Origin of the sequence: Stenotrophomonas sp. ZAC14D2_NAIMI4_7, assembly GCF_003086675.1 — a bacterium.
Classification (GTDB): domain Bacteria; phylum Pseudomonadota; class Gammaproteobacteria; order Xanthomonadales; family Xanthomonadaceae; genus Stenotrophomonas.
The window spans coordinates 4,446,558-4,468,731 of the sequence record NZ_CP025995.1 but is presented as its reverse complement, the minus strand read 5'-3'; the positions used below and the strand labels follow the sequence as shown (position 1 = coordinate 4,468,731).

At 66.5% G+C, this 22,174-nt stretch carries 18 protein-coding genes; 10 read left to right on the top strand and 8 right to left on the bottom strand.

The genetic code is table 11. From position 1 onward, the window contains the following. Nucleotides 1-254: 254 nt before the first annotated feature. The 6 genes from rpmH (at nt 255) to C1922_RS20265 (ending at nt 7,998) form a co-directional block, all read left to right on the top strand. The gene (rpmH, locus tag C1922_RS20290) at nt 255-395 is read left to right on the top strand and encodes a 50S ribosomal protein L34 (RefSeq protein WP_005411729.1); all 141 of its coding nucleotides are present in this window, start codon (nt 255-257) and stop codon (nt 393-395) included. A 5-nt stretch (nt 396-400) separates the two neighbouring features. Next, nucleotides 401-895, top strand: a complete 495-nt coding sequence (gene rnpA / locus C1922_RS20285) for a ribonuclease P protein component (protein WP_108751428.1) — start codon at nt 401-403, stop codon at nt 893-895. Then, nucleotides 895-2,610 carry a membrane protein insertase YidC gene (yidC, locus tag C1922_RS20280; RefSeq protein WP_108751427.1) on the top strand — a complete coding sequence of 572 codons (1,716 nt, stop codon included), beginning with the start codon at nt 895-897 and terminating at the stop codon, nt 2,608-2,610. Before rnpA ends, yidC begins: the two co-directional genes overlap by 1 nt. Nucleotides 2,611-2,711: 101 nt before the next feature. Then, complete coding sequence (locus C1922_RS20275; protein WP_108751426.1) at nt 2,712-5,384, top strand: polysaccharide deacetylase family protein; 2,673 nt, start codon at nt 2,712-2,714, stop codon at nt 5,382-5,384. 3 nt (nt 5,385-5,387) lie between these two features. Next, nucleotides 5,388-6,737 carry a tRNA uridine-5-carboxymethylaminomethyl(34) synthesis GTPase MnmE gene (mnmE, locus tag C1922_RS20270; RefSeq protein WP_108751425.1) on the top strand — a complete coding sequence of 450 codons (1,350 nt, stop codon included), beginning with the start codon at nt 5,388-5,390 and terminating at the stop codon, nt 6,735-6,737. 154 nt (nt 6,738-6,891) lie between these two features. Beyond that, entirely contained in the window at nt 6,892-7,998 is a 1,107-nt protein-coding gene (locus tag C1922_RS20265; RefSeq protein ID WP_108751424.1) for a glycerophosphodiester phosphodiesterase, read from the top strand. Between the two features lie 137 nt (nt 7,999-8,135). On the opposite strand, the gene C1922_RS20260 is transcribed toward C1922_RS20265, so the two are convergent. Next, nucleotides 8,136-8,906: a rhomboid family intramembrane serine protease gene (locus C1922_RS20260; RefSeq protein ID WP_108751423.1), complete on the bottom strand. Its 771-nt coding sequence runs from the start codon at nt 8,904-8,906 to the stop codon at nt 8,136-8,138. 106 nt (nt 8,907-9,012) lie between these two features. Further along, on the bottom strand, nt 9,013-9,975 hold the full coding sequence (locus C1922_RS20255) for a TerC family protein (protein ID WP_108751422.1): 963 nt from the start codon (nt 9,973-9,975) through the stop codon (nt 9,013-9,015). A 336-nt stretch (nt 9,976-10,311) separates the two neighbouring features. Between C1922_RS20255 and C1922_RS20250 the strand changes: the two genes are divergently transcribed. Continuing rightward, nucleotides 10,312-11,481 carry a class I SAM-dependent rRNA methyltransferase gene (locus tag C1922_RS20250; RefSeq protein ID WP_108751421.1) on the top strand — a complete coding sequence of 390 codons (1,170 nt, stop codon included), beginning with the start codon at nt 10,312-10,314 and terminating at the stop codon, nt 11,479-11,481. A 45-nt stretch (nt 11,482-11,526) separates the two neighbouring features. Here the strand turns inward: C1922_RS20250 and C1922_RS20245 are convergent, their stop codons facing one another. Beyond that, on the bottom strand, nt 11,527-12,429 hold the full coding sequence (locus tag C1922_RS20245) for a hypothetical protein (RefSeq protein ID WP_108751420.1): 903 nt from the start codon (nt 12,427-12,429) through the stop codon (nt 11,527-11,529). After that, nucleotides 12,426-13,241, bottom strand: coding sequence for a protein klaA (locus tag C1922_RS20240; RefSeq protein WP_108751419.1), 816 nt, complete (start codon nt 13,239-13,241; stop codon nt 12,426-12,428). The genes C1922_RS20245 and C1922_RS20240 overlap by 4 nt, the downstream gene beginning before the upstream one ends. Nucleotides 13,242-13,395: 154 nt before the next feature. On the opposite strand from C1922_RS20240, the gene C1922_RS20235 reads away from it, so the two are divergent. Then, on the top strand, nt 13,396-14,628 hold the full coding sequence (locus C1922_RS20235; RefSeq protein ID WP_108751675.1) for a dipeptidase: 1,233 nt from the start codon (nt 13,396-13,398) through the stop codon (nt 14,626-14,628). Nucleotides 14,629-14,719: 91 nt separating this feature from the next. On the opposite strand, the gene C1922_RS20230 is transcribed toward C1922_RS20235, so the two are convergent. From C1922_RS20230 to C1922_RS20220, 3 genes are all read right to left on the bottom strand, one after another. Beyond that, nucleotides 14,720-16,147 (bottom strand): amino acid permease, encoded by a 1,428-nt coding sequence (locus C1922_RS20230; RefSeq protein ID WP_108751418.1) that lies wholly within the window; start codon nt 16,145-16,147, stop codon nt 14,720-14,722. Nucleotides 16,148-16,427: 280 nt separating this feature from the next. Continuing rightward, the gene (leuE, locus tag C1922_RS20225) at nt 16,428-17,057 is read right to left on the bottom strand and encodes a leucine efflux protein LeuE (protein ID WP_108751417.1); all 630 of its coding nucleotides are present in this window, start codon (nt 17,055-17,057) and stop codon (nt 16,428-16,430) included. 8 nt (nt 17,058-17,065) lie between these two features. After that, complete coding sequence (locus C1922_RS20220; RefSeq protein WP_108751416.1) at nt 17,066-18,046, bottom strand: LysR family transcriptional regulator; 981 nt, start codon at nt 18,044-18,046, stop codon at nt 17,066-17,068. Between the two features lie 90 nt (nt 18,047-18,136). Here C1922_RS20220 and C1922_RS20215 point away from each other — a divergent pair, with 90 nt between their 5' ends. After that, the gene (locus tag C1922_RS20215; RefSeq protein WP_108751415.1) at nt 18,137-19,144 is read left to right on the top strand and encodes a zinc-binding alcohol dehydrogenase family protein; all 1,008 of its coding nucleotides are present in this window, start codon (nt 18,137-18,139) and stop codon (nt 19,142-19,144) included. 420 nt (nt 19,145-19,564) lie between these two features. After that, entirely contained in the window at nt 19,565-20,479 is a 915-nt protein-coding gene (locus C1922_RS20210; protein WP_108750631.1) for an IS110 family transposase, read from the top strand. A 206-nt stretch (nt 20,480-20,685) separates the two neighbouring features. Here the strand turns inward: C1922_RS20210 and C1922_RS20205 are convergent. Beyond that, nucleotides 20,686-22,043 (bottom strand): IS3 family transposase gene (locus C1922_RS20205; RefSeq protein WP_108751674.1). Its coding sequence is split into 2 segments (ribosomal slippage): nt 20,686-21,590 and nt 21,590-22,043, totalling 1,359 coding nucleotides; the frame shifts between segments, so codons are not numbered across the junction. Between the last annotated feature and the right edge of the window lie 131 nt (nt 22,044-22,174).

The following is a 22,174-nucleotide window of genomic DNA, read 5'->3' as shown; positions in this document are numbered from 1 at the left end:
CGGCAATAATCGTCCGGTGGCCGGTGGATAGGCGCGACAACGCGCCCAGACACAGGCCGGAAAGGGGGAAATGGATGGCTCAGACTACCACCGCGCGCGCGCCTTCGGAATGGTTGTCCCCCACTTATTCACAAAAACATCCACAGCTATTGCACAGGCCGGTGAATTCGCGTAGTCAACAGGGGTTGACGGGAGGGGGGCGACCTCTCTAGAATTTCCGGTTCTTTCCCGTCCCATTCATACGAGAGGCCCACATGGCCACCAAGCGCACCTACCAGCCCAGCAACCTCAAGCGTAAGCGCGACCACGGCTTCCGTGCCCGTATGAAGACCGCTGACGGCCGCAAGATCCTGTCGCGTCGCCGCGCCAAGGGCCGCAAAGTCCTGAGCGCCTGATTGCCATGCCGCTCACTGCGGCAGACGCAATCCCTTCGACAGTGAATACTGCAGACCCGCGCAAGCGATTCCCTCGCTCTGCGCGGGTTCGCACGCGTGCCGAATATTCAACGGTCTTCAACGGCGCCCGCCGTGTGTCCGATCCGCTGATGACCCTGCACTGGCTGCCGGCTGACCGGCCGGCCAGGCTGGGTCTGGCGGTTTCCCGCAAGGTCGATCCGAACGCCGTGGGGCGTAACCGGATCAAGCGCGTCCTGCGCGACATCCTGCGTCAGACACGTACCGACATCCAGCCAGGCGACTTCGTCGTCGTGGCCCGTAGTGCTGCGCGTTCCGCCAGCAACGACGACATCCGCCAGGCCTTCCTGCGCCTGCTGCGGCGCCTGCGCGCATTGCCCGCGCCGGGCGTGGACGGCACAATGCCGCCGCCTGATGGCATCGCAACTCCCTCTTTGACCGAGCCGGCATCGCGTTCCGGCCCCGCTGAGCCTGCCCGCTGATGAACCAGACCCGCGTATTCCTCATTTTTGCCTGGCTGATGGTGGCCGTGCTGCTGTGGATGGAGTGGAGCCGTGAAACGGCCGCCCCGACCCCGGCCCCGACCAGCAGCTCGGCCCCGGCCGCTGCACAGAGCGTTCCGGGCGCGACCCCGGGCAGCATTCCCAGTGCACAGGTTCCCGGTGCGCCGGGCCAGGCCGCCGCGACCCAGGCCCAGGCCAGCGCGACCCCGGCCGCCCAGCGCGTGACCGTCACCACCGACGTGCTGCGCCTGGTACTCGACGGCGGCCGCGTGCTGGACGCCGAGCTGCTGCAGTTCCCGCAGAGCAAGGATGAAGGCAGCCCGCCGGTTCGCCTGCTGACCGAAGACCCCGCGCACCCCTACAGCGCGATCAGCGGCTGGGCCAGCGAAGACAAGAGCGCCCCGGTGCCCGGCGCCGACGGCTTCAAGCTGGTCGGTGATACCCGCGACTTCGTGCTGGCCGACGGCCAGAACGAACTGCAGATCCCGTTCGAATGGACCGCCAACGGCGTGACCATCAAGCGCACCCTGACCGTCTCGCGCAACGAGTACGCCGTGCGCTTCAAGGACGAGGTGATCAATGCCGGCGCAGCGCCGTGGAACGGCTACGTCTACCGCACCCTGGACCGCACCCCGACCATCCTGTCGCGGAGCATGACCAACCCGGATTCGTTCAGCTTCAATGGCGCGACCTGGTACGACAACGACAAGAAGTACCAGCGCCGTGCGTTCAAGGACTACCTGGAAGATGGCGCGCTGAACCAGAACATCACCGGCGGCTGGCTGGCGATGCTGCAGCACCACTTCTTCACCGCGTGGATTCCGCAGAAGGACCAGACCGCCCACTACGTGCTGTCGCAGGTGGCCGGTCGTGACCTGATCGAAGCGCGTGGCCCGGCCTTCACCGTGGCCCCGGGCCAGTCCACCAGCACCGAGGCCCGTCTGTGGGTGGGCCCGAAGCTGGTGAACCAGATCGCCAAGGAAGACGTGCCGGGCCTGGACCGCGTGGTCGACTACAGCCGCTTCTCGATGATGGCGGTGATCGGCCAGGGTCTGTTCTGGGTGCTGAACCAGGTGCACAAGCTGGTCGGCAACTGGGGCTGGGCGATCGTCGGCCTGGTGGTGCTGCTGAAGCTGGTGCTGTACCCGCTGTCGGCCACCCAGTACAAGAGCGGTGCCAAGATGCGTCGCTTCCAGCCGCGCATCGCGCAGCTGAAGGAACGCTATGGCGATGACCGCCAGAAGTTCCAGACCGCGATGATGGAGCTGTACAAGAAGGAAAAGATCAATCCGATGGGCGGCTGCCTGCCGATCCTCATCCAGATGCCGATCTTCTTCGCCCTGTACTGGGTGCTGGTGGAATCGGTCGAACTGCGCCAGGCGCCCTGGTTCGGCTGGATCCAGGACCTGACCGCACGCGACCCGTACTTCATCCTGCCGGTCATCAACGTGGCGGTGATGTGGTTCACCCAGAAGCTGACCCCCGCACCGGGCATGGACCCGATGCAGCAGAAGATGATGCAGTTCATGCCGCTGGTGTTCGGCGTCATGATGGCCTTCATGCCGTCCGGCCTGGTGCTGTACTGGGTGGTGAACGGTGGCCTGGGCCTGCTGCAGCAGTGGTGGATGACCAAGCGCCACGGCAGCGAGCCGGTGGCCGCCAGCACCGCCCCGGCCCCGGTCAAGAAGAAATAACCCGACCGGCCCAAACGACGCAAAAGCCCGCCGCAAGGCGGGCTTTTCGCATGCGGGGGTAGAATCGCCCGCACACCGCTTCTCCCACCTTCGAGTCCGCCATGCCGCGAGTGCCGTCGTTCCGCCTGTTCCTGCCCTCGCTGCTGTTGACCCTGGTCGTTGCCGGCTGTGGCGACAAGGACGCGAAGGCGCCGGCGAGCGCGGTGACCCAGCCCAGCGCGCAGGCCGCCGCCGCCGCTGATCCGGCCGCCGCGCCGCTGCTGGCCGCGCTGCAGAAGCAGCTCGATGGCTACCGCCGCATCGTGGTGCTGCTGGCTGACGAAGATCAGCAGAGCGCCGCCGACCGTGGCACATCCACGCGGATCGGCCAGCAGTTGTTCCACGATGGCCTTGAGCAGCGCACCGCCATCGCGGCGCAGTTCGACAACCTGCTGCGCAGTGGCAGTCCGCAGCGCTTCGCAACGCTGGGCACGGTGCTGGACTACATCGAATCGGCGCCGGAACTGTTCGACGCCGACCGCCTGGCGTTCCGCGAAGTGCTGCGTGACCTGCACGACCGTGTCGGTGCCGATTCCTCGCTGCCGGCAGTGAAGCTGCACCAGCGCATCGGCGAAGACCTGGACGCGCTGGACGAGATCGAACGCAACTACAACCAGGAACTGACCCGCATCTTCAGCCGCTTCGAGCGCACCCGCGCCATCGAGCTGAAGCGCGAGAAGTGGGACGACTACATCGCCCACCTGCACAAGGACTACAGCCGCGAAGCGATCCTGCGCGACTATGGGGTGATCGAGCCGTACCCGATGTCGATGAAGGACAGCGACCGCGAGATCTTCGGCCGCGACCTGCCGCCGAAGACCGTGGTGCTGACCTTCGATGATGGCCCGCACAAGGCCTATACCGATGAAGTGGTGGCCATCCTGAAGCGCTACGACGTGCCGGGCGTGTTCTTCGAAGTGGGCCGCAACCTGGGCAAGGTCGACGCCGACGGCAAGGTCACCCTGGGGCCGATGGCGAAGATCAGCCGCAGCCTGATGGAAGAGGGCTACGCCGTGGGCAACCACAGCCTGACCCACGCCCAGCTCTCGCGCACCACCGGCGATGCGCTGCGCCAGCAGGTGCTGGACACCGACACCCTGTTGAAGGACGTGGACAGCAAGCGCGCGCCGCTGTTCCGCTTCCCCTACGGTGCACGCAATGCCGAAGGCCTGCAGCTGCTGAACGAAGCAGGCCTGAAGTCGATCATGTGGAACATCGATTCCATGGACTGGGCCGACCCGGTGCCGGAATCGATCGTGCAGCGCGTGCTGGGCCAGGTGAACAAGGAACAGCGCGGCATCATCCTGTTCCACGATATCCACGACCGCGCGGTGAAGGCGCTGCCGCAGATCCTCGATCGGCTGATTGCCGACGGCTACCAGTTCGCCGGCTGGAACGGCCGCGAATTCACCGTCGCGCGCCCGCGCAAGGGCGCCAGCAACGATGCCACTGTCACCACCGGCTACGAGAAATCATGGGCGATCGTGGTCGGCATCGACAGCTACGCCAAGTGGCCGAAGCTGGAATACGCCAGCCACGATGCGCAGGCGGTGGCCGATACGCTCACCGGGCAGTTCGGCTTCCCGTCTTCGCAGGTGATCGTGCTGAAGAACGAACAGGCCACCCGCAACAACATCCTGGCCGCCTTCCACGACCGCCTGGCCGACGACCGCACCGGAAAGAACGATCGCGTGTTCGTGTTCTTCGCCGGCCACGGCGCGACCCGGCAGCTCGCCTCCGGACGCGATCTTGGCTACATCATTCCGGTGGATTCGGACCCGAAGGAATTCGCCACCGACGCCATCGCGATGACCGATATCCAGAACATCGCCGAGAGCATGCAGGCCAAGCACGTGATGTTCGTGATGGATGCCTGCTACAGCGGCCTGGGCCTGACCCGCGGTGGTCCGTCGTCGTCGTCGTTCCTGCGCGAGAACGCGCGCCGCAGCGCGCGGCAGATGCTGACCGCCGGTGGCGCCGATCAGCAGGTGGCCGATGCCGGCCCGAACGGCCATTCGGTGTTCACCTGGGTGCTGCTGCAGGCATTGGCCGGCAAGGGCGATCTCAATGGCGATGGCCTGATCACCGGTACCGAGCTGGCCGCCTACGTCGCGCCGGCGGTGTCGGCGGTTTCGCAGCAGACCCCGGCCTTCGGCAGCCTGCCCGGTTCGCAGGGCGGCGAGTTCGTGTTCCAGGTGCCGGACAGCCAGGAATACCTCAACGCCGATACCCGCCAGCTGACCGCCGATGCGATCGCGCTGAACAACAAGGTCGACGCCGTGCAGGATGCCAAGGGCACGCAGGCGCCGGTGACCGTGGCCGACCTGCAGGGCGGTAAAGCCAAGCTGGTGGTGCCCACGGCCGGTCCGGCCTCGGACCGCCAGCGCGCGCAGCAGGCCAACGACCGCGGCCTGCAGCTGTACCGCGAGAAGCAGTATGACGAAGCCGCCGCGCAGTTCGCCGAAGCACTGAAGCTGCGCCCGGACTTCGCCCAGGCGGCCAACAACCTCGGCTTCGTCTACTACCGCCAACAGCGCTACGCCGAAGCGGCGCGCTGGCTGGAAAACACCTTGAAGATCGACCCGTCGCGCGCGGTCGCCCATCTCAACCTGGGCGATGCCTACTTCAATGCCGGCGACAAGGCCAAGGCGAAGCAGGCCTACACCACCTACCTGGCGCTGCAGCCGCAGGGCAGTGGCGCCGCACAGGCGCGCGCACAGCTGGAGAAGCTCTGAGCCATGAACGACGTGACCCGCACCGATACCATCGTCGCCATCGCCAGTGCGCCCGGCGCGGGCGGTGTCGGCCTGCTGCGCCTGTCCGGCCCGCGAGCCGCCGCCATCGCCAGCGCGCTCGGCGCGCCCTCGCTGCGCCCGCGCCACGCCCACTACGCACGTCTGCGTGATGCCGACGGCGAGGTGATCGACGATGGCATCGTGCTGTGGTTCCCGGCGCCCAACAGCTTCACCGGCGAAGAAGTGGTGGAGCTGCAGGGCCACGGCAGCCCGGTGCTGCTGCAGCAACTGGTGGCGCGCTGCATCGCCTTGGGCGCGCGCCAGGCGCGGCCAGGTGAGTTCAGTGAACGCGCCTTCCTCAACGGCAAACTCGATCTGGCCCAGGCCGAAGCCATCGCCGACCTGATCGCCGCGGGCGACAACCGCGCCGCACGCGCGGCACGGCGTTCGCTGGACGGCGTGTTCTCGCGCCGCATTGACGCGGTGGTGGAACAACTGGTGCTGCTGCGCATCCACGTGGAAGCAGCCATCGACTTCGCCGACGAACCGCTGGATACCCTGGGCGGCGCACAGGTGCGGCGGGGACTGGAACAAGCGCGCGGCGACCTGGCCTTGCTGCGCCGCGATGCCGAGCGCGGCCGCCGCCTGCGCGATGGCCTGCACGCGGTGCTGATCGGCCCGCCCAATGCCGGCAAGAGCTCGCTGCTGAACGCGCTGGCCGGCAGCGAACGCGCGATCGTCACTGACATTGCCGGCACCACCCGCGACACATTGCGCGAGACGATCCGCTTGGACGGGCTGGAGCTGACCCTGGTCGACACCGCCGGCCTGCGCGACGGCGGCGATGCCATCGAACGCGAGGGCATGCGCCGCGCCCATGTGGAGATCGAGCGCACCGACCTGGCCCTGATCGTGCTGGACGCGCGCGATCCGGCCGCCGGTGAGGCCGCGCTGGGGCAGGCCGTGGCCGACGTGCCGCACAAGGTCTACATCCACAACAAGTCGGACCTGCTGGACGCGTTGCCGGCGCTGGACGACCCGGAACGCGTGTTCGTTTCGGCGGCGACCGGCGCGGGATTGGACGACCTGCACGCACGCCTGCGCGGCATCGCCTCGGCCGGGGCAGGCGAGCAGGTGGACGGTGAGTTCTCCGCGCGCACCCGCCACGTGGACGCGATCGAACGCGCGCAGGAACACGCACAGCGCGCCGATGGCGAGCTGGTGCACGAGCACCTGGAACTGGCCGCCGAGGAGCTGCGGCTGGCGCATGACGCGCTGGGCGAGATCACCGGCCAGATGAGTGCGGATGACCTGCTGGGCCGGATCTTCTCCAGCTTCTGCATCGGCAAATAGGCTCCGCCTCTGGTAGATGCCCACCTTGGTTGGCATAAGGCTCAGGCCAGACGCTGGGGTCTGAGCCCCTGCGGGAATCCGGCCCGTGCTTCCCCCGTCTGTCACATTGCCGCCGCATACTGACGGCCATCACAGATCGTTTGGGGACGTCGCAGTGAAGTCGTGGGGTTGTGCGTTGCTGTTGTCGCTGGCCGTGGCACCATCGGTGGCCATGAGTGCTGAATCGTCCACCCCGGCCGCGCCCAAGGCGCTGGTCTATGGCCACCGCGGCGCCAGTGCGCTGCTGCCCGAACACACCCTGGCCGCGTATGCCCAGGCCATCGCCGATGGCGCAGACTACATCGAACCGGACCTGGTGATGACCAGGGACGGGGTGATGGTGGCCCGCCACGAGAACGAGATCGGTGGCACCACCGACGTGGCCGAGCACGAGGAATTCGCCAAGCGGAAGACCACCAAGGTGATCGACGGCCAGAGCGTGACCGGCTGGTTCACCGAAGACTTCACCCTGGCCGAGCTGAAGACCCTGTACACCCGCGAGCGCCTGCCGGAACTGCGCAGCACCGCCTTCGATGGCCAGTTCCGCATCGCCACCCTGGACGAGATCCTGGCCTTCCTGGTGCAGCAGGCCGGGCGTGCCAACCGCGGCATCGGCCTGGTGCCGGAGATCAAGCACCCGAGCTACTTCCAGTCCATCGGCCTGCCGATGGAAGACGCGCTGCTGGCCGCGCTGCGTGGCAATGCCTATACCAACGTCGGCCCGGTCACCATCCAGTCGTTCGAGACCGCCAACCTGCGCTACCTGCGCGGCAAGCTGGGGCGTGGCAGCAACATCCGCCTGCTGCAGCTGCTGTGGAAGGGCGAGGTGAAGCCGGCGGACATCACCAAGGCCGGCGGCAGCTTGACCTACGCACAGATGATGACCCCCGCCGGCCTTGAGCACATCGCCACCTATGCCGATGGCATCGGGCCGGAGCTGCGCTCGATCATTCCGCTGCAGGCCGATGGCGCGCTGGGCACGCCCACGACCCTGGTACGCGATGCGCATGCGGCCGGGCTGCTGGTCATTCCCTACACCTTCCGCCCGGAAAACCACTTCCAGGCCAGCAACCTGCGCAAGGGCGCGGACAACGCGCGCAACCCGGAAGGTTCGATTGCGGAAATGCGCGCCTACCTGGCGACAGGCATCGATGCATTCTTCACCGACGACCCGGCACTGGGCCGGCAGGCGGTGGATGGCACGGGCGCAGCAGCGAACTGATCGGCTTGGGGCGTGCCCTGGTAGGTGCCAACCTTGGTTGGCACACAACAATCGCGCCGACCGAGCTCGGCCGCTACCGGGCAATGACACGTGCGGGTAGGATCAGAGCCCCTTCAGGGATCTGACCGCGGCACCGGTCAACCGCGCGGTTCGTCCGGCCGGCGGAACGGAATCACCACGTAATCCGGCCCTTCGCGCGGCTGCCACAGCACTGGCACGCGCTGCGGCGACGGCGGCTCCAGCTCGTCGTCGGCCAGCGGCTGCACCTCGTCTTCTTCGTCTTCCCAGCTGTAGTGCGGGCGCGGCGGCAGCGGGTCGGCGTTGCGGAACAGCAGGGCGGCGATGATGCCGGCAAAGGCACCGCCCATGTGCGACTGCCACGACACGCCGTCGGCATGCGGCAGGATGGTCATCAACATGCCGCCGTAGAACAGCATGCCGATCAGGCCGGTGGCGATGGCCGCGCGGTCGCGGCGCAGCAGGCCCAGGCTGGCCAGCAGGAACATCAGGCCGTGGGTCACGCCGCTGGCACCCAGGTGCACGCTGCCCGGGTTGCCCAGCATCCACGCGCCCACGCCCGAGCCCAGCCACAGCAGGGGCAGGGCTCGCAGGGTCGCCTTCGGATAGACACTGCCGGCCAGGGTGCCCAGGATCAGGATCGCGATGCTGTTGGCGGCGATGTGCTCCACCGACGCATGCAGCATCGGCCCACCGATCAGGCCCAGCAGGCCCTTGGCTTCCAGCGGCGCCACCGCCCAGGGCCGCCAGTCGAAACTGCCCTGCAGGGCGAACACGACCACCAGTACCAGCACGGCGGCCAGGCTGGTGTTGAACGCCCGCACGATGCGCTGGCGGTCATTGCGGGGGGCCGGCACGTCGCCGGCGGGCAGGGGCGCGTTGTTGTCCATGCTTCAGCAATGGCGGTGGCTGGCGCGAAACCAAGGCCACCGCTGCGGGAGAGTGGGCGCGGCCGGCGGGACAATCCCGCCGGCCGTGTTGCAGGCCCGGCCAGGATCAGGCCGCGCCGGTGCCTTCCTTCGGCGGGTACTTCAGGCTGAGCACCACGGTCGCGGCGATGATCACCGCCACCACGCCCAGCGACACCGGGGTGGGGATCTTGAACAGGTCGATGATCATCATCTTGATGCCGATGAAGCCCAGCACCAGCGCCAGACCATACGGCAGCAGGTGGAAGCGGTCGGCCATGCCGGCCAGCAGGAAGAACATGGCGCGCAGGCCCAGCACCGCGAACACGTTGGAGGTGAGCACGATGAACGGGTCGGTGGTGATGGCGAAGATGGCCGGGATGCTGTCCACGGCGAAGATCACGTCGGTCACCGCGATCAGGATCAGCACCGCGAACAGCGGGGTGAACCAGCGCACGCCATCGCGCTTCACGCTCAGCGCATTGCCTTCATAGCCCGGCAGCAGGCGCAGGTGCTTGCGCATCCAGCGCAGGGCCGGGTTGGTTTCCAGATCCGGTTCCTGGCCGGCGGCGAACCACATCTTCCAGCCGGTGAACAGCAGGAAGGCACCGAACACATAGAGCAGCCAATGGAACTGGCTGATCAGCACGCTACCGGCGAAGATCATGATCGTACGCAGCACGATCGCACCCAGGATGCCGATGATCAGCACCTTCTGGCGCTGTTCCTCCGGCACCGCGAAGTAGCTCATGATCATCAGGAAGACAAAAATGTTGTCCACCGCCAGGGCCTTCTCGACCAGGTAGCCGGTCAGGAACTCCAGGCCCACCTTGTTGGCCACGACCTGGCCGGCGGTTTCACTGAGGTAGAACCACAGGCCCGCGTTGAACAGCAGGGCCAGGGCGACCCAGCCGATGGACCACCACAGGGCTTCCTTGAAGGTGACCTTGTGCGGGCCGCCGTGACGCATCAACACCAGGTCGACCAGCAGGGCGATGATCACCACCGCCACGAAGCCGCCCCACATCCACACATTACCGATCGTCTGCATTGGGAATATCCGTTGGAAAGATGAATGCCAGGCCGTACGGCGAGGATCTGCAACGGAGGATCGGGGGATCCAGGGACAGAGCTTCGCCAGTACGGCGAAGGTCTCGCTCGCAACCCCACGCGGGTGGGATTGCCGTTGCACCGGAGCCTGCGGGCTCGAATTGACGGCGACAACGTCTGGGAGCTACTCCCCTTCTGGCGCCGATTCTGCGGCCTGGCCGGCCCGCCGTCAAATAGGGCCGCCCGACGGGGTCAGATCCCCGCAGGGGCTCTGACCCCATGCCGCCTTGGTAGGTGCCAACCTTGGTTGGCGCGCCGGCCGGTTTACAATAGGCGGATGAATACCCCCCTGCCCGTTGTCCGCCTGAAGAATGCGTGGCGTTCCAGCCACCCGTGGATCTTCCAGAAGCTGGTCGAAAAGCCGACCGTCCGCCCCAAGCCCGGTTCCATCGTCGACGTGGTCGGCATTGATGGCGAATTCATCGGCCGCGGGTTCTACAACGGGCACTCGCGCATTGCCGTGCGCATCCTTGAAATCGATCAGAACGTGCCGGTGGATGCCGGCTGGTTCTCGCGCAGGATCGCCCAGGCGGTGTCGCTGCGCCGTGAGGTGCTGAAGCTCGACGCGGTGTCCGACGCCTGGCGCGTGGTGCACAGCGAAGGCGACGGCCTGTCCGGCCTGGTGGTCGACCGCTACGGCGACCTGGTGGTGGTCGAATTCTTCGCCGCCGGCATGTTCCGCCACCGCGAGTGGATCTACGACGCGCTGCGCGAGCAGTTCCCGGGCTGCCGCTTCCACAGCTTCGCCGACGAACACGTGCAGAAGCAGGAAAGCTTCGACTTCCACGGCAACACCACCACCGAAGCGTCGGTCATCACCGAGTACGGCATCAAGTTCCGTGCCGACCCGGCCGGTGCGCACAAGACCGGCTTCTTCGCTGACCAGCGCGAGAACCGCGAGTGGCTTAGCCAGCAGGTGGAAGGCAAGCGCGTGCTGGACCTGTGCTGCAACACCGGTGGTTTCGCCGTGTACGCGGCCGCGCGTGGTGCGTCGGAAGTGGTCGGCATCGACATCGATGAAGACGTGATCCAGATCGCCAAGGGCAATTCGCGCCTGAACAACGTGCGCCCGAAGTTCATCCAGTCCGACATCTTCCCGTGGCTGCGCGATGCCGCCAACCGCGGCGAGCAGTACGACGTGGTGATCCTGGACCCGGCGAAGATGACCCGCGACCGTGACCAGGTAATCACCGCGCTGAAGAAGTACCTGGACATGAACAAGCTGGCACTGGGCGTGGTGAAGCCGGGCGGCCTGTTCGCCACGTTCTCCTGCACCGGCCTGGTGGCCGAGGATCAGTTCCTGGACATGCTGCGCCGCGCGGCGTACTTCTCCGGCCGAACGATCCAGATCCTGAAGGTGGCCGGCGCCGGTCCGGACCACCCGTTCATGGCGCACGTGCAGGAATCGCGCTACCTGAAGGCCGTGTTCTGCCGCGTGGTCGACTGATTCCGACCTGTCGCGTCGAGCGGTGCTCGACGCGACAGGTGCTGATCAGTTCAGTCGAGCATGGCTCGACGCTACAGGTGCCACACCCGGTACCGACGGCCCCTGCAACTGCAGCAGCAGGCCATTGATCACCCGCGCCCGGCCGCGCACGTGGTACCCCAGCGTGGTCAGGCCGATGCCGGCGATGATCAGCAGCAGCAGCGACCAGGCGATCGCCATGCCAACGACATGCTGCACGCCGTTGCGCAGCCAGTGGTCGCGTTGCCATGCCTGGCTGGCCGCCGAATAGGGAAGCTTGGCCTTGGCTTCGAAGCGCGCACGGAGCACCGCCGGCACCGCGATGCCGATATCCTCGCCGCGGGCGATGGCCAAGCCGGTGTCGTTCAAGGGCGAGGAGGCGCGTGCCAGCGAACGCTGCGCCTGTAGATAGCCCTGCCATTGCGGGCTGAGCGCGGTGAACCCCGGGCTGTCGATGAGCGCAGGCAGCTGCGTGCTGTCGAGCTTGCTGCCATCGCCGGCCTCAGACCGGCTGAAGTCGGGGCTGACGAAGCCGTTGCCCACCAACAGGGCCACCAGCACCGAGCCACCGATCACGAACGAGAAGGTGAAGTGGCGCACGCCGCGGTTGAGCAGCACCCTGCGCAGGCCGAACCCCATCCAGACCAGCAGGCCGCCCACGATGCTCAGGTTGGCCAATGCCAGCAGGGCGAGGGTCGAAGGCACATTGCCGTAGCCGGCGGGAACGTGCGCCGAGGGCGGACTGCCGGTCAGGCCCTGCAGCAGCATGATGGACAGCAGCGCCGTGGCCGGCAGCACCGCGAAACACGCCAGACCCAGGGTGCGCGCGAACGAACCCCGGCGGTACAGCGCGCGCAGGCCGGGAACGGCTTCGACCCGCGGCTGCAACGCCGCCGGCACCTGCAGTGGATCGGGACTGGAAGACGTCATGCCGGTGCTCCGGAGGTACGCAGCAGCTGCTGCAGGGCCTGTTTCAGCTGGTCCTGCGCTTGTGCCGCACGCGCCACCATCTGCGGGCTGGCGTTGTCGCTGTTCTGCAGGGCCTGGATGGTCTGCCGCCAGATCGGCAGCAGGATCTGCACGGTTTCGCAGTAGCGGTCGAGCAGTTCAATGGCGTGGTTGCGCGCCAGCTGCACCTGGATGCGGCTCATCGAATGGCTGGCCAGCAGCGCGGTCAGGTTCGCCACCCGCCGCTGCAGGCGTTCCACGGGGCGGTCCAGCACCAGCGGATCGTCGCTGCTGCCGCTGTCCGCTGGCAGCTCCTGCAGGAACTGCACGCCTGCATCGATGTAGATCTGCAGGCGCGCCCCCTGTTCGTCGTGTGCATCCAACTGTGCATTCAAACGGTCCACGCTGCTGCGCACCGCAGCGGCCTGGTGCTCGACTTCGGACAGCACGTCACCGTTGCCGCCCATCGCGATGCGCCGGCGCAGCCGCCGTTCGATATCGGCACCGGTGAAGCGGTCCCACCAGCTGGCGCGTTCCAGCAGTGCATTGGGGTCGTGTTCGGAAAGGCGGCTGACCAGATCGGCCAGTGCCCTGGCCAGCGCGTGGGCACTGCCTTCCTGCCACGCCGGCTCCGCACTGGCGCTGGCCAGGTCGGCCGGCCCGTAGCGGCCGATGTCGATGCGCCCCAGGAACAAGGCCGGCAGCACATCACGCTTGAGCTGCTCGACGCTGAGCGGCGCGCTATCGGGCGCAGGCTGTACGGTGGGAAGCGGTGGTGGCACGGGATGGGACATGGGAATTCCGTTTCAGCGGTGGCGCAGCGTGCGGGCTGCCGCTGTCGATAGCGGCTGCCGCCGAGTGTAATGGAGTGCGCGCGGCTGCCTGGCACTACCGGTGATGGCCGCCGCGGCGCTATGGTCGTGCTCTTCCCATTGCCGGTGGATGCCCATGCCGTCGTTGCGTCGCCTGTCCCTGCTGCTTGCCCTGGCGCTGAGTGCGCCGCTGTCCGCCCACGCCATCGAATTCAGCGCGCAGGAGCTGGCCCGTGCCAAGGCGCTGCAGCAGCGCCTGCTGACCCTGGACAGCCACCTGGATACGCCGGCCAACTTCGGCCGCAGCGGCTTTGACATCGAGCAGCGGCATGACCACAACGCGCTCTCGCAGGTGGATTACCCACGTATGGTGGATGGCGCACTGGATGGCGGTTTCTGGGCCATCTACACCGACCAGGGCGACCGCAGCGCCGCCGCCCACCTGGCCGAGCGCGACCACGGCCTGCAGCGCCTGCTGGAGATCCGGCAGATGCTGGCCGCCAACCCGGAGCGCTTCGCGCTGGCGTTGACCGCCGATGATGCCGCGCGGATCAAGGGCGAAGGCAAGCGCGTGGTCTACATCAGCATGGAAAACGCCAGCCCGCTGGTGGCTGACCCCACGCTGCTGAGCTTCTACCACCGTGCCGGCCTGCGCCTGCTCAGCACCGTGCACTTCGCCAACAATGAGTTCGCCGACTCGGCCACCGATCCCAAGGGGCCGGAGTGGAAAGGCCTGAGCCCGGCCGGCAAGGACCTGGTGCGCGCGGCGGTGAAGCTGGGCATCGTCATCGACCAGTCGCACGCTTCCGATGCCGTGTTCGACGATCTGCTGGCGATGATGCCGGTGCCGTTCGTGCTGTCGCACAGTTCGGCCAAGGCGGTCTACAACCACCCGCGCAATCTGGATGATGCGCGCCTGCGCAAGCTGGCCAAGGCCGGTGGGGTGATCCAGGTGAACGCTTACGGCGGCTATCTGATTGACACCGGCAAGACGCCCGAACGCAAACAGGCCGAGGAAGCGCTGGGCAGGCAGATGGGGGGCTGGGAAGGCATGACCATCGCCCAGGGCGTCGCCCTGCAGCAGGCCGAGCGGGCCCTGGACCATGAACACCCGATACGCCACGCCAGCCTGGACGACTTCTTCGCCCACTTCGAGCACATTCTGAAAGTCGTCGGTCCGGAGCACGTTGGCATCGGCCTGGACTGGGATGGCGGTGGCGGCCTGAGCGACCTGCCCGATGTCAGCCAACTGCCGAAGATCACCGCCTGGCTGCTACGCAAGGGCTACACCGAACAGCAGATTGCCGACATCTGGGGCGGCAACCTGCTGCGGGTGATGCGCCAAGCGCAGGCCTACGCGTCTCCGTAGCGTCGAGCCATGCTCGACTGCGCCTTTGTAGAGTCGAGCCGTGCTCGACTGCTTCTGCCAACAGCAGTCGAGCATGGCTCGACTCTACAGATCAGCGCGCGATCACCGCATTGCGGCGGCTGTACACGAAGTACAGCACCAGGCCGACCACGTTCCACAGCAGGAAGTACAGCTGAGTGGTGTGCGGCAGGCTGATGAACAGATAGATGCAGCCCAGTGCGGCCAGCGGCCCCACCACGAACGCCAGCGGCGTGCGGAAGCTGCGTTCGCGGTTCGGTTCGCGCAGGCGCAGCACCACCAGGCAGATGCCCACGGCGGTGAACGCGGCCAGGGTACCGGCGTTGGCCAGCGCCGCGATCTCGTCCAGGCGCGCCACACCGGCCAGCGCCGACACCACCACGGCGGTGAACAGCGTGGTCGCCACCGGCGTACCGGTGCGCGCGCTTACCTTGGACAAGCGGCGCGGCAGCAGGCCATCGCGGCTCATCACGAAGAAGATGCGGCTCTGGCCATACAGGAAGGCCAGCAGCACGGTGGGCAGGGCGATGATGGCCACCACGCCGATGAACATGGCGGCCTTGGGGCTGCCCAGTTCACGCATGATCAGGGCCAGCGGCTCGGCACTCTGGCCGAACACCGCATAGCTCATCGCGCCCACGGCGGCCAGCGCCACCAGCACGTACACGATGGTGCAGCCGACCATCGAACCGATGATGCCGATCGACAGGTCGCGGCCCGGGTTCTTGGTTTCTTCGGCCGCGGTGGAAATGGCGTCAAAGCCATAGAACGCGAAGAAGATGATGGCCGCCGCAGCCATTACGCCGCGCTCCACGCCGTCCGGCCCCATGGATTTGGCGAAGCCGTGCGGCATGAACGGCTGCAGGTTGCTGCTGTCGAAGGCGGGCAGGGCCACGGCCACGAACACGGCCAGCGCGATCAGCTTGAACACCACCAGGATGGCGTTGAGGGTGGCGCTTTCCTTGGTCCCGGCCATCAGCATCAGCGCCACCAGCCAGGTGATGACGATGGCCGGCAGGTTGATGAAGCCGCCGGCCACGTGCGGCCCGGCGGCAAGCGCCGCAGGCAGGGTGATGTCGATGCCGAACTGGGTATGCACCCACTGCAGGAAACCAACGAAGTAGCCCGACCAGCCCACCGCCACGGTACTCACCACCAGCGAGTACTCCAGGATCAGGCTCCAGCCCACCACCCAGGCGAACACTTCGCCCAGCGCGCTGTAGCTGTAGGTATAGGCGCTGCCGGCGGCCGGCATCATGGTCGACAGTTCGGCGTAGGACAGCGCCGCGCAGGCGCACACGGCGCCGGCGATGGCGAAGGAAATCAGCACTGCCGGACCGGCCAGGTTGGCGCCCACGCCGATCAGCGTGTAGATGCCGGTGCCGACAATGGCGCCGATACCCAGGGCGATCAGGTGCGGCCAGCTGAGGGTCGGGACCAGGCGCCGACCGGCTTCATGGTCGGTGACGGAATCTAGGGACTTGCGCCGGAGCAGGGACATGCAGGCCTCGGAAGGGGATGACTTGGAACGACAAGTTCCCGAGTGTGACCCAACGCAGCGCAGCATTACCACTGACGGGGGTCATACCCGCCATGTCACGCGCCATGGGCCGATCAGGGTGACGGAATCGGCATAAAATGGCCGGCCTGTAGCGTCAAACTCGCTCCACTGCTCGGGGTTGGTAGAGTTGAGCTTGCTCGACTGCTCCTGCCAAAAGCAGTTGAGCAAGCTCGATTCTACGGCTCCTTCAATCGAGCACGCTCGGTGCTACGGGGCTGTGTTACCCGTTCAAGCCCAGGCGGATACCGAAGCCGACCAGGAATAGGCCAGCCACCCGGCGCAGCGCCGTACTCACGCGCGGGTGCTGGATCAACCGCCGCCGCGCCAGGTTGCCCGCACCGATCAGCAGCGAGCAGTAGGCCACGCTGACCACGAAGATGATGCCGGCCAGCGCCGCGAACGTGGCGATGCCGTGGTGCGCGGTGGGATCGATGAACAGCGGCAGGAACGCCATGTAGAACAGGATCGCCTTCGGGTTGAGCAGGCTGACCAGGATCGCCTGTTGGAAGTAGCGGCCGGGCTGCATGCGGATCGGACCGCCATCGCCGCCATCAGGCTTCGGCGTGCGCAGCAGGCTGATGCCCACCCACACCAGGTAGGCCGCGCCCAGGTACTGCACGGCGTGGAACACCAGCGGGTTGGCTTTCAGCAGCGCGGCCACGCCGGCCAGGGCCAGCCACATCAGGATCTGGTCGCCCACCAGCAGCCCGGCCAACGCGGTGTAGCCGCCGCGCACGCCGCCACGGCCGGTGGCGGTGAGCAGGGTGAAGGTGCCGGGCCCGGGCAGGGCAAGGAACACCAGTACGGCGAGCAGGAACGTCCACAGGTCCTGGATGCCCATCCACGGCATGGCATGGCTCATTGTTGTTGCGGGGGGCCGTTATTGTCGGCCAGAGCCGCAGTGGGGGACAGGGGCACGCCGTCGCCAGCGGGCAGGCCGGACAGCAGCGGTTGCAGGTGCTGGCGCAGTTGCGCGTGCAGTTGCCGCACCGCCGGCGAGAACTGCTTGCGGTGCGGGCAGACCAGCTGCAGCGGAATGTGGCTGCCCACGCCGCCCAGCAGCACCTGCAGACGGCCCTCCAGCACGTCCTGGCGCAGGTCCAGCCAGGATTTGTAGGTGATGCCTTCACCCGCGACCGCCCAGCGCCGCACCACGTCGGCGTCGTCGCAGACCAGTGGGCCGCGCACCGGCACCACCACCCGCCGCCCGTCCACCTCGAAGGCCCAGCGGTCGTAGGTGCGTCCGCCGAGCTGGTAGGCCAGGCAGTCGTGCTCGCGCAGATCCTCCAGACGTGCCGGCACACCGCGCCGCTGCAGATAGGCCGGCGATGCGGCCAGCACGCGGCGGTTGCCTTCCAGCAGGGGCAGGGCCACGTAGTTGGCATCGTCGAACTGGCCCAGGCGGATCGCCACGTCCACTGGGTCGCGGAACACGTCGGCAACCTCGTCGGACAGTCGCAGGTGCAGGCGCAGCTTGGGATGTGCGGCGCGGAAGGTCGCCAGCCACGGCAGCAGCAGGTTGCGGCCGAAATCCGACGGCGCCGACAGCTGCAGGGTGCCGTGCAGTTCGGCCGCGTCGCCCTGCACCCGTGCCTGGCCCTCGCGCAGGGTGGCCAGCACCTCCTGCGCATAGGGCAGGTACAGCGCACCTTCGCCGGTCAGGCGCAGGCTGCGGGTGGTGCGCACGAACAGGCGCAGGTCCAGCTCGCGTTCCAGCCGCGCCACCGCGGCGGCCACCTGGCCAGGCAGCAGATCGGCTTCGCGCGCGGCCTGCGAGAAGCTGCCCAGGGCGGCGGTGCGGACGAACAGCTGCAGGTCGTCGAAACGGATCATTTTCATTGCCAGAGTGAAAGTGCTGACTGATTCTGCGCCTTTCCCAGGGACTGTGCGCGGCGCACGCTGTGCCTTCCTTCCCCGTTGGACCGCCCCATGCGCGCCATTGCCTATACCCACGCCGGCCTGCCCATCGATGACCCCCAGGCCCTGGTCGATATCGACCTGGACCTGCCCCAGCCCGGCCCGCGCGATGTGCGCGTGGGCGTGCGCGCGGTGGCCGTGAACCCCGTCGACACCAAGGTCCGCCGCAGCGCCGCCACCGAAACCTCGCGCGTGCTGGGCTGGGACGCGGTAGGCGTGGTCGACGCGGTGGGCAGCGAGGTGACGCTGTTCCAGCCGGGCGACGCGGTGTACTACGCCGGCGTGATCGACCGCCCGGGCAGCAATGCCGAATATCAGCTGGTGGACGAGCGCAGTGTCGGCCGCAAGCCCGCCACGCTGGACGATGCCGCGGCGGCAGCCCTGCCGCTGACCGCGATCACCGCCTGGGAGCTGCTGTTCGACCGCCTGCGCGTTGCCGAGGGCGGCGGTGAAGGGCAGACCCTGCTGGTGATCGGCGCCGCCGGCGGTGTCGGCTCGATCCTGGTGCAGTTGGCACGCCAGCTGACCCGGCTGACGGTGGTCGGTACCGCTTCGCGCCCCGATACCCAGGACTGGGTGTACGCCATGGGCGCCCACCACGTGATCGACCACAGTCTGCCACTGGCAGAAGGCCTGGCCCGGCTGGGCATCCCCCAGGTGGAACACGTGGCCAGCCTGACCCACACCGACCAGCACTACGCGCAGATCGTGGAGGTGCTGGCGCCGCAGGGCCAGCTGGGGCTGATTGATGACCCGGGCCAACTGGACGTGATGGCGCTCAAGCGCAAGGCGCTGTCGCTGCACTGGGAATCGATGTTCACCCGCCCGCTGTTCAAGACGGCGGACATGCAGAAGCAGCACGATCTGTTGAACCGGGTAGCCGAGCTGGTCGACGCCGGCGTGCTGCAGACCACGCTGGGCGAGCACTTCGGGCGCATCAACGCGGCCAACCTGCGCCGCGCGCACGCAGTGCTGGAAAGCCACCGCGCCAAGGGCAAGATCGTGCTGGAAGGCTGGTGAGGGTTCCGGCCAACGGCTGAGCCCCTCGTGGCTGTGGGTTGGTCGCGGAAAGCCTGCGCTTGGTCGGGCGGGTTGGGTTCGCGGGACACGCCGCAAGTACGTCCTTGTAGCAACTGTGTTGTGGGATGGGATTTTGGCCGTCTGGCAGACAGGCACGGCAAAGCCGGCTGCCGGCCGGCAGCCGCTGCCGTGCGCCCTGGGCGTGCCTCAAGCGGGGATCGGTCCGCTTGAGGCGTCGCGCACGCGGGCGTTGAGAATGACCAGCATCTTCCGCATCACGGCTCGTCCGTAGAGCAGCTTGGGTCCCCACGCCGGATTCTCCCTGAATCGCCCGAACAGTTGGTTGAGTTGGCGCTCGAACTGATAAGACTGGGCAAGCAGGGAGAGCTCTCGACCCTGTCAGCCTAGCGGAGTTCTGTCATGTTTGGGATCGGGATCGATGTGAGCAAAGGTACGCTGGATGTGGCCGTCCATGAGGACCAGTTCCGCCAATTCAGCAACGACAAGCGTGGCTTTTCCAGCTTGATCCGGTGGCTGAAGAAGTGGCCCATCAAGCAGATTGTTCTCGAGGCCAGCGGGGGTTACGAGCGGGCCGCGCTGGATGCCTTGCACGCTGCCGGCCTGCCCATGGTGCGCATCAATCCGGCGCGTTCCCGACGGTTTGCCCAAGGCACCGGTCAGGCTGCGAAAACCGATAGGCTCGATGCCAAGGTGTTGGCGGAGATGGCCCATCTGCTGAAACTGACCCGCTACGTCCCGCCGGCTCCCTGGCAACAACGGCTGGCTGAATTTTCACAGTGCCGCAGGCAACTGGTGCAGATGCGGGTCAGTGAGACGCAGCGCTTGCGGCGTTTGGCTGATCCGGATCTGATTGCGATGAAGCAACGCCACATAGCTCAGCTATCTGAAGACCTGAAAAAATTGGATAGGGCTATCGCCGAGCAGGTTGAAGGACAGCCTTCCTGGAAAGACATCGGCTCCCTCAAAGGGGTGGGTCCTGTCTTGGTCAGCACGCTGGCCTGTGAGCTTCCCGAGCTGGGCAGCCTCGGGAGCAAAGCCATTGCATCCCTGGTGGGCGTGGCGCCGATGAACCGTGAAAGTGGGACGTGGCACGGCCAGCGGCGCATAAGTGGTGGGCGCGCGGTGGTGCGTGAAGCCCTCTACATGGCGGCCCTTACAGCCATCCGGTACGAACCACGGCTGCGCGATTTTTACGCTGGCCTGAAGGCCAAAGGCAAAGTGAGCAAGGTCGCCTTGGTGGCTGTCATGCGCAAAATGCTTGTGATCCTCAATGCTCGCAAGCGGGACGCCGAGTTGGCCCTCGGCAGACCCTGACAAGACAGTTGCTACCGGATGCCGTAAAGCCCTGCGTTTGGTAGGTGCGCACCTTGGTGCGCACGCTTGGCGTGCCATCCACGCATGGCGTGGATCTACCGGATGCCGTAAAGCCCTGCGTTTGGTAGGTGCGCACCTTGGTGCGCACGCTTGGCCTGCCATCCACGCATGGCGTGGATCTACCGGATGCCGTAAAGGCTGGGGGATCAGGCGGCCAGCGCGGCCTGCTCCCGGTACTTTACCGGGCTCAAGCCCTTTAATTTCAGGCGGATACGATTCTCGTTGTAGTAACGGATGTACTCCACCAGGCCAGCTTCCAGGCTATCGATGCTGTCAAAGGTGTTCAGGTAGAAGAATTCCGACTTCAGGGTCCCGAAGAAGCTCTCCATGGCCGCGTTGTCCAGACAGTTGCCGCGCCGGGACATGCTCTGTTTCAGCGAGTGCTTTTCGAGCTTGTGGCGGTAGTTCTCGTGCTGGTAGTGCCAGCCTTGGTCGGAGTGGATCATCGGCCGATCTTCGGGCGAAAGCTTCTTGATCGCTTGGTCGAGCATTTCACCCACCAGGTCAAACACGGGCCGGCGCTTCATCTGGTATGCCACGATTTCGCCGTTGTAGAGGTCCATGATCGGCGAAAGATAGAGCTTCATGCCCTGCACCTTGAACTCGGTTACATCGGTCACCCACTTACGATTGGGCATCTCAGCCTCAAACTGGCGGCCCAGGTCGTTGGGAACCACGACATTGGCCGCTCCCTTGAACGCGCGATAGCGCTTGATGCGTACCCGCGAGCGAAGGCCCAGTTCGGTCATCAGCCGCTGCACCCGCTTGTGGTTGATGGCTTCGCCCTGATTGGCCAGCTCCAGCGTTATGCGGCGGTAGCCGTAGCGCCCTTGGTTCCTGTCGTAGATCGAGCGGATGCGCTCACGCAGTTCCTCCTCGCCCCCATCGGGCTGGGCCAAGGCATTGATCTGGTAATAGAACGTGCTGCGAGAGAGCTCGGCTGCCTCGAGCAACAGCGGCAGTGCGTAGGTCTGCCTCAATCCTTGGACGGCTTGCGCTTTGCGTCTTGCGCCGCCTGCTCTTCCCGGATCAAGGCATCGAGTTTTTTTAGGTAAGCGGTCTCCGCACGCAGGTAGGCCACTTCCTTGAGGAGCTCATCGCGGCTCATGTCCTCGGCGGGCTTGGACGAGCGGGTCTTTTTCATGGGCTTTTGAGGCGGTAATGGTGGCGGCGCCAACGCTTGGGCACCCCCCTCAGCATACAGGCGGAGCCACTCTCCTACTGCGCCGGCGCTGCCGATCTGGAAGAAAGTGGTCGCTTCGCGCGCGGACATGCCGTCCTGGCTCATCTTCTCCAGGACGGCCAGCTTGAACTGGAGATCGTAAGACCGGGGTTTGCGGTTAAACCCCTGACGACCATGCAGCCGGTAGGTCGCTGCCCACCGCCTCACCGTGGAGAACTCCAGGCCATGGCGGCGGGCAACGGCCTTGACCGATGTGGAGGTGTTACAGGCCTCCTTGGCGACCTGCAATTTGAAACAAACCTCATATCTATTCGGGCGGATCAAGGGAGAATCCGGCGTGGGCGCCAAGCTACACGGCGATCGTCGAGATCCAGGCTCATACGGCGGCCCACGCCGGCTCTCGACACCTACGCTGCCAGATTTCCATCAGATAAGGCTCGTAGGCGCCATCC

Excerpts from the sequence above, each read along its gene's own strand:
- rpmH (WP_005411729.1), top strand. The coding sequence starts at position 255 with ATGGCCACCAAGCGCACCTACCAGCCCAGCAACCTCAAGCGTAAGCGC.
- rnpA (WP_108751428.1), top strand. The coding sequence starts at position 401 with ATGCCGCTCACTGCGGCAGACGCAATCCCTTCGACAGTGAATACTGCA.
- yidC (WP_108751427.1), top strand. The coding sequence starts at position 895 with ATGAACCAGACCCGCGTATTCCTCATTTTTGCCTGGCTGATGGTGGCC.
- C1922_RS20275 (WP_108751426.1), top strand. The coding sequence starts at position 2,712 with ATGCCGCGAGTGCCGTCGTTCCGCCTGTTCCTGCCCTCGCTGCTGTTG.
- mnmE (WP_108751425.1), top strand. The coding sequence starts at position 5,388 with ATGAACGACGTGACCCGCACCGATACCATCGTCGCCATCGCCAGTGCG.
- C1922_RS20260 (WP_108751423.1), bottom strand. The coding sequence starts at position 8,906 with ATGGACAACAACGCGCCCCTGCCCGCCGGCGACGTGCCGGCCCCCCGC.
- C1922_RS20255 (WP_108751422.1), bottom strand. The coding sequence starts at position 9,975 with ATGCAGACGATCGGTAATGTGTGGATGTGGGGCGGCTTCGTGGCGGTG.
- C1922_RS20250 (WP_108751421.1), top strand. The coding sequence starts at position 10,312 with ATGAATACCCCCCTGCCCGTTGTCCGCCTGAAGAATGCGTGGCGTTCC.
- C1922_RS20245 (WP_108751420.1), bottom strand. The coding sequence starts at position 12,429 with ATGACGTCTTCCAGTCCCGATCCACTGCAGGTGCCGGCGGCGTTGCAG.
- C1922_RS20240 (WP_108751419.1), bottom strand. The coding sequence starts at position 13,241 with ATGTCCCATCCCGTGCCACCACCGCTTCCCACCGTACAGCCTGCGCCC.
- C1922_RS20235 (WP_108751675.1), top strand. The coding sequence starts at position 13,396 with ATGCCGTCGTTGCGTCGCCTGTCCCTGCTGCTTGCCCTGGCGCTGAGT.
- C1922_RS20230 (WP_108751418.1), bottom strand. The coding sequence starts at position 16,147 with ATGTCCCTGCTCCGGCGCAAGTCCCTAGATTCCGTCACCGACCATGAA.
- leuE (WP_108751417.1), bottom strand. The coding sequence starts at position 17,057 with ATGCCGTGGATGGGCATCCAGGACCTGTGGACGTTCCTGCTCGCCGTA.
- C1922_RS20220 (WP_108751416.1), bottom strand. The coding sequence starts at position 18,046 with ATGAAAATGATCCGTTTCGACGACCTGCAGCTGTTCGTCCGCACCGCC.
- C1922_RS20215 (WP_108751415.1), top strand. The coding sequence starts at position 18,137 with ATGCGCGCCATTGCCTATACCCACGCCGGCCTGCCCATCGATGACCCC.
- C1922_RS20210 (WP_108750631.1), top strand. The coding sequence starts at position 19,565 with ATGTTTGGGATCGGGATCGATGTGAGCAAAGGTACGCTGGATGTGGCC.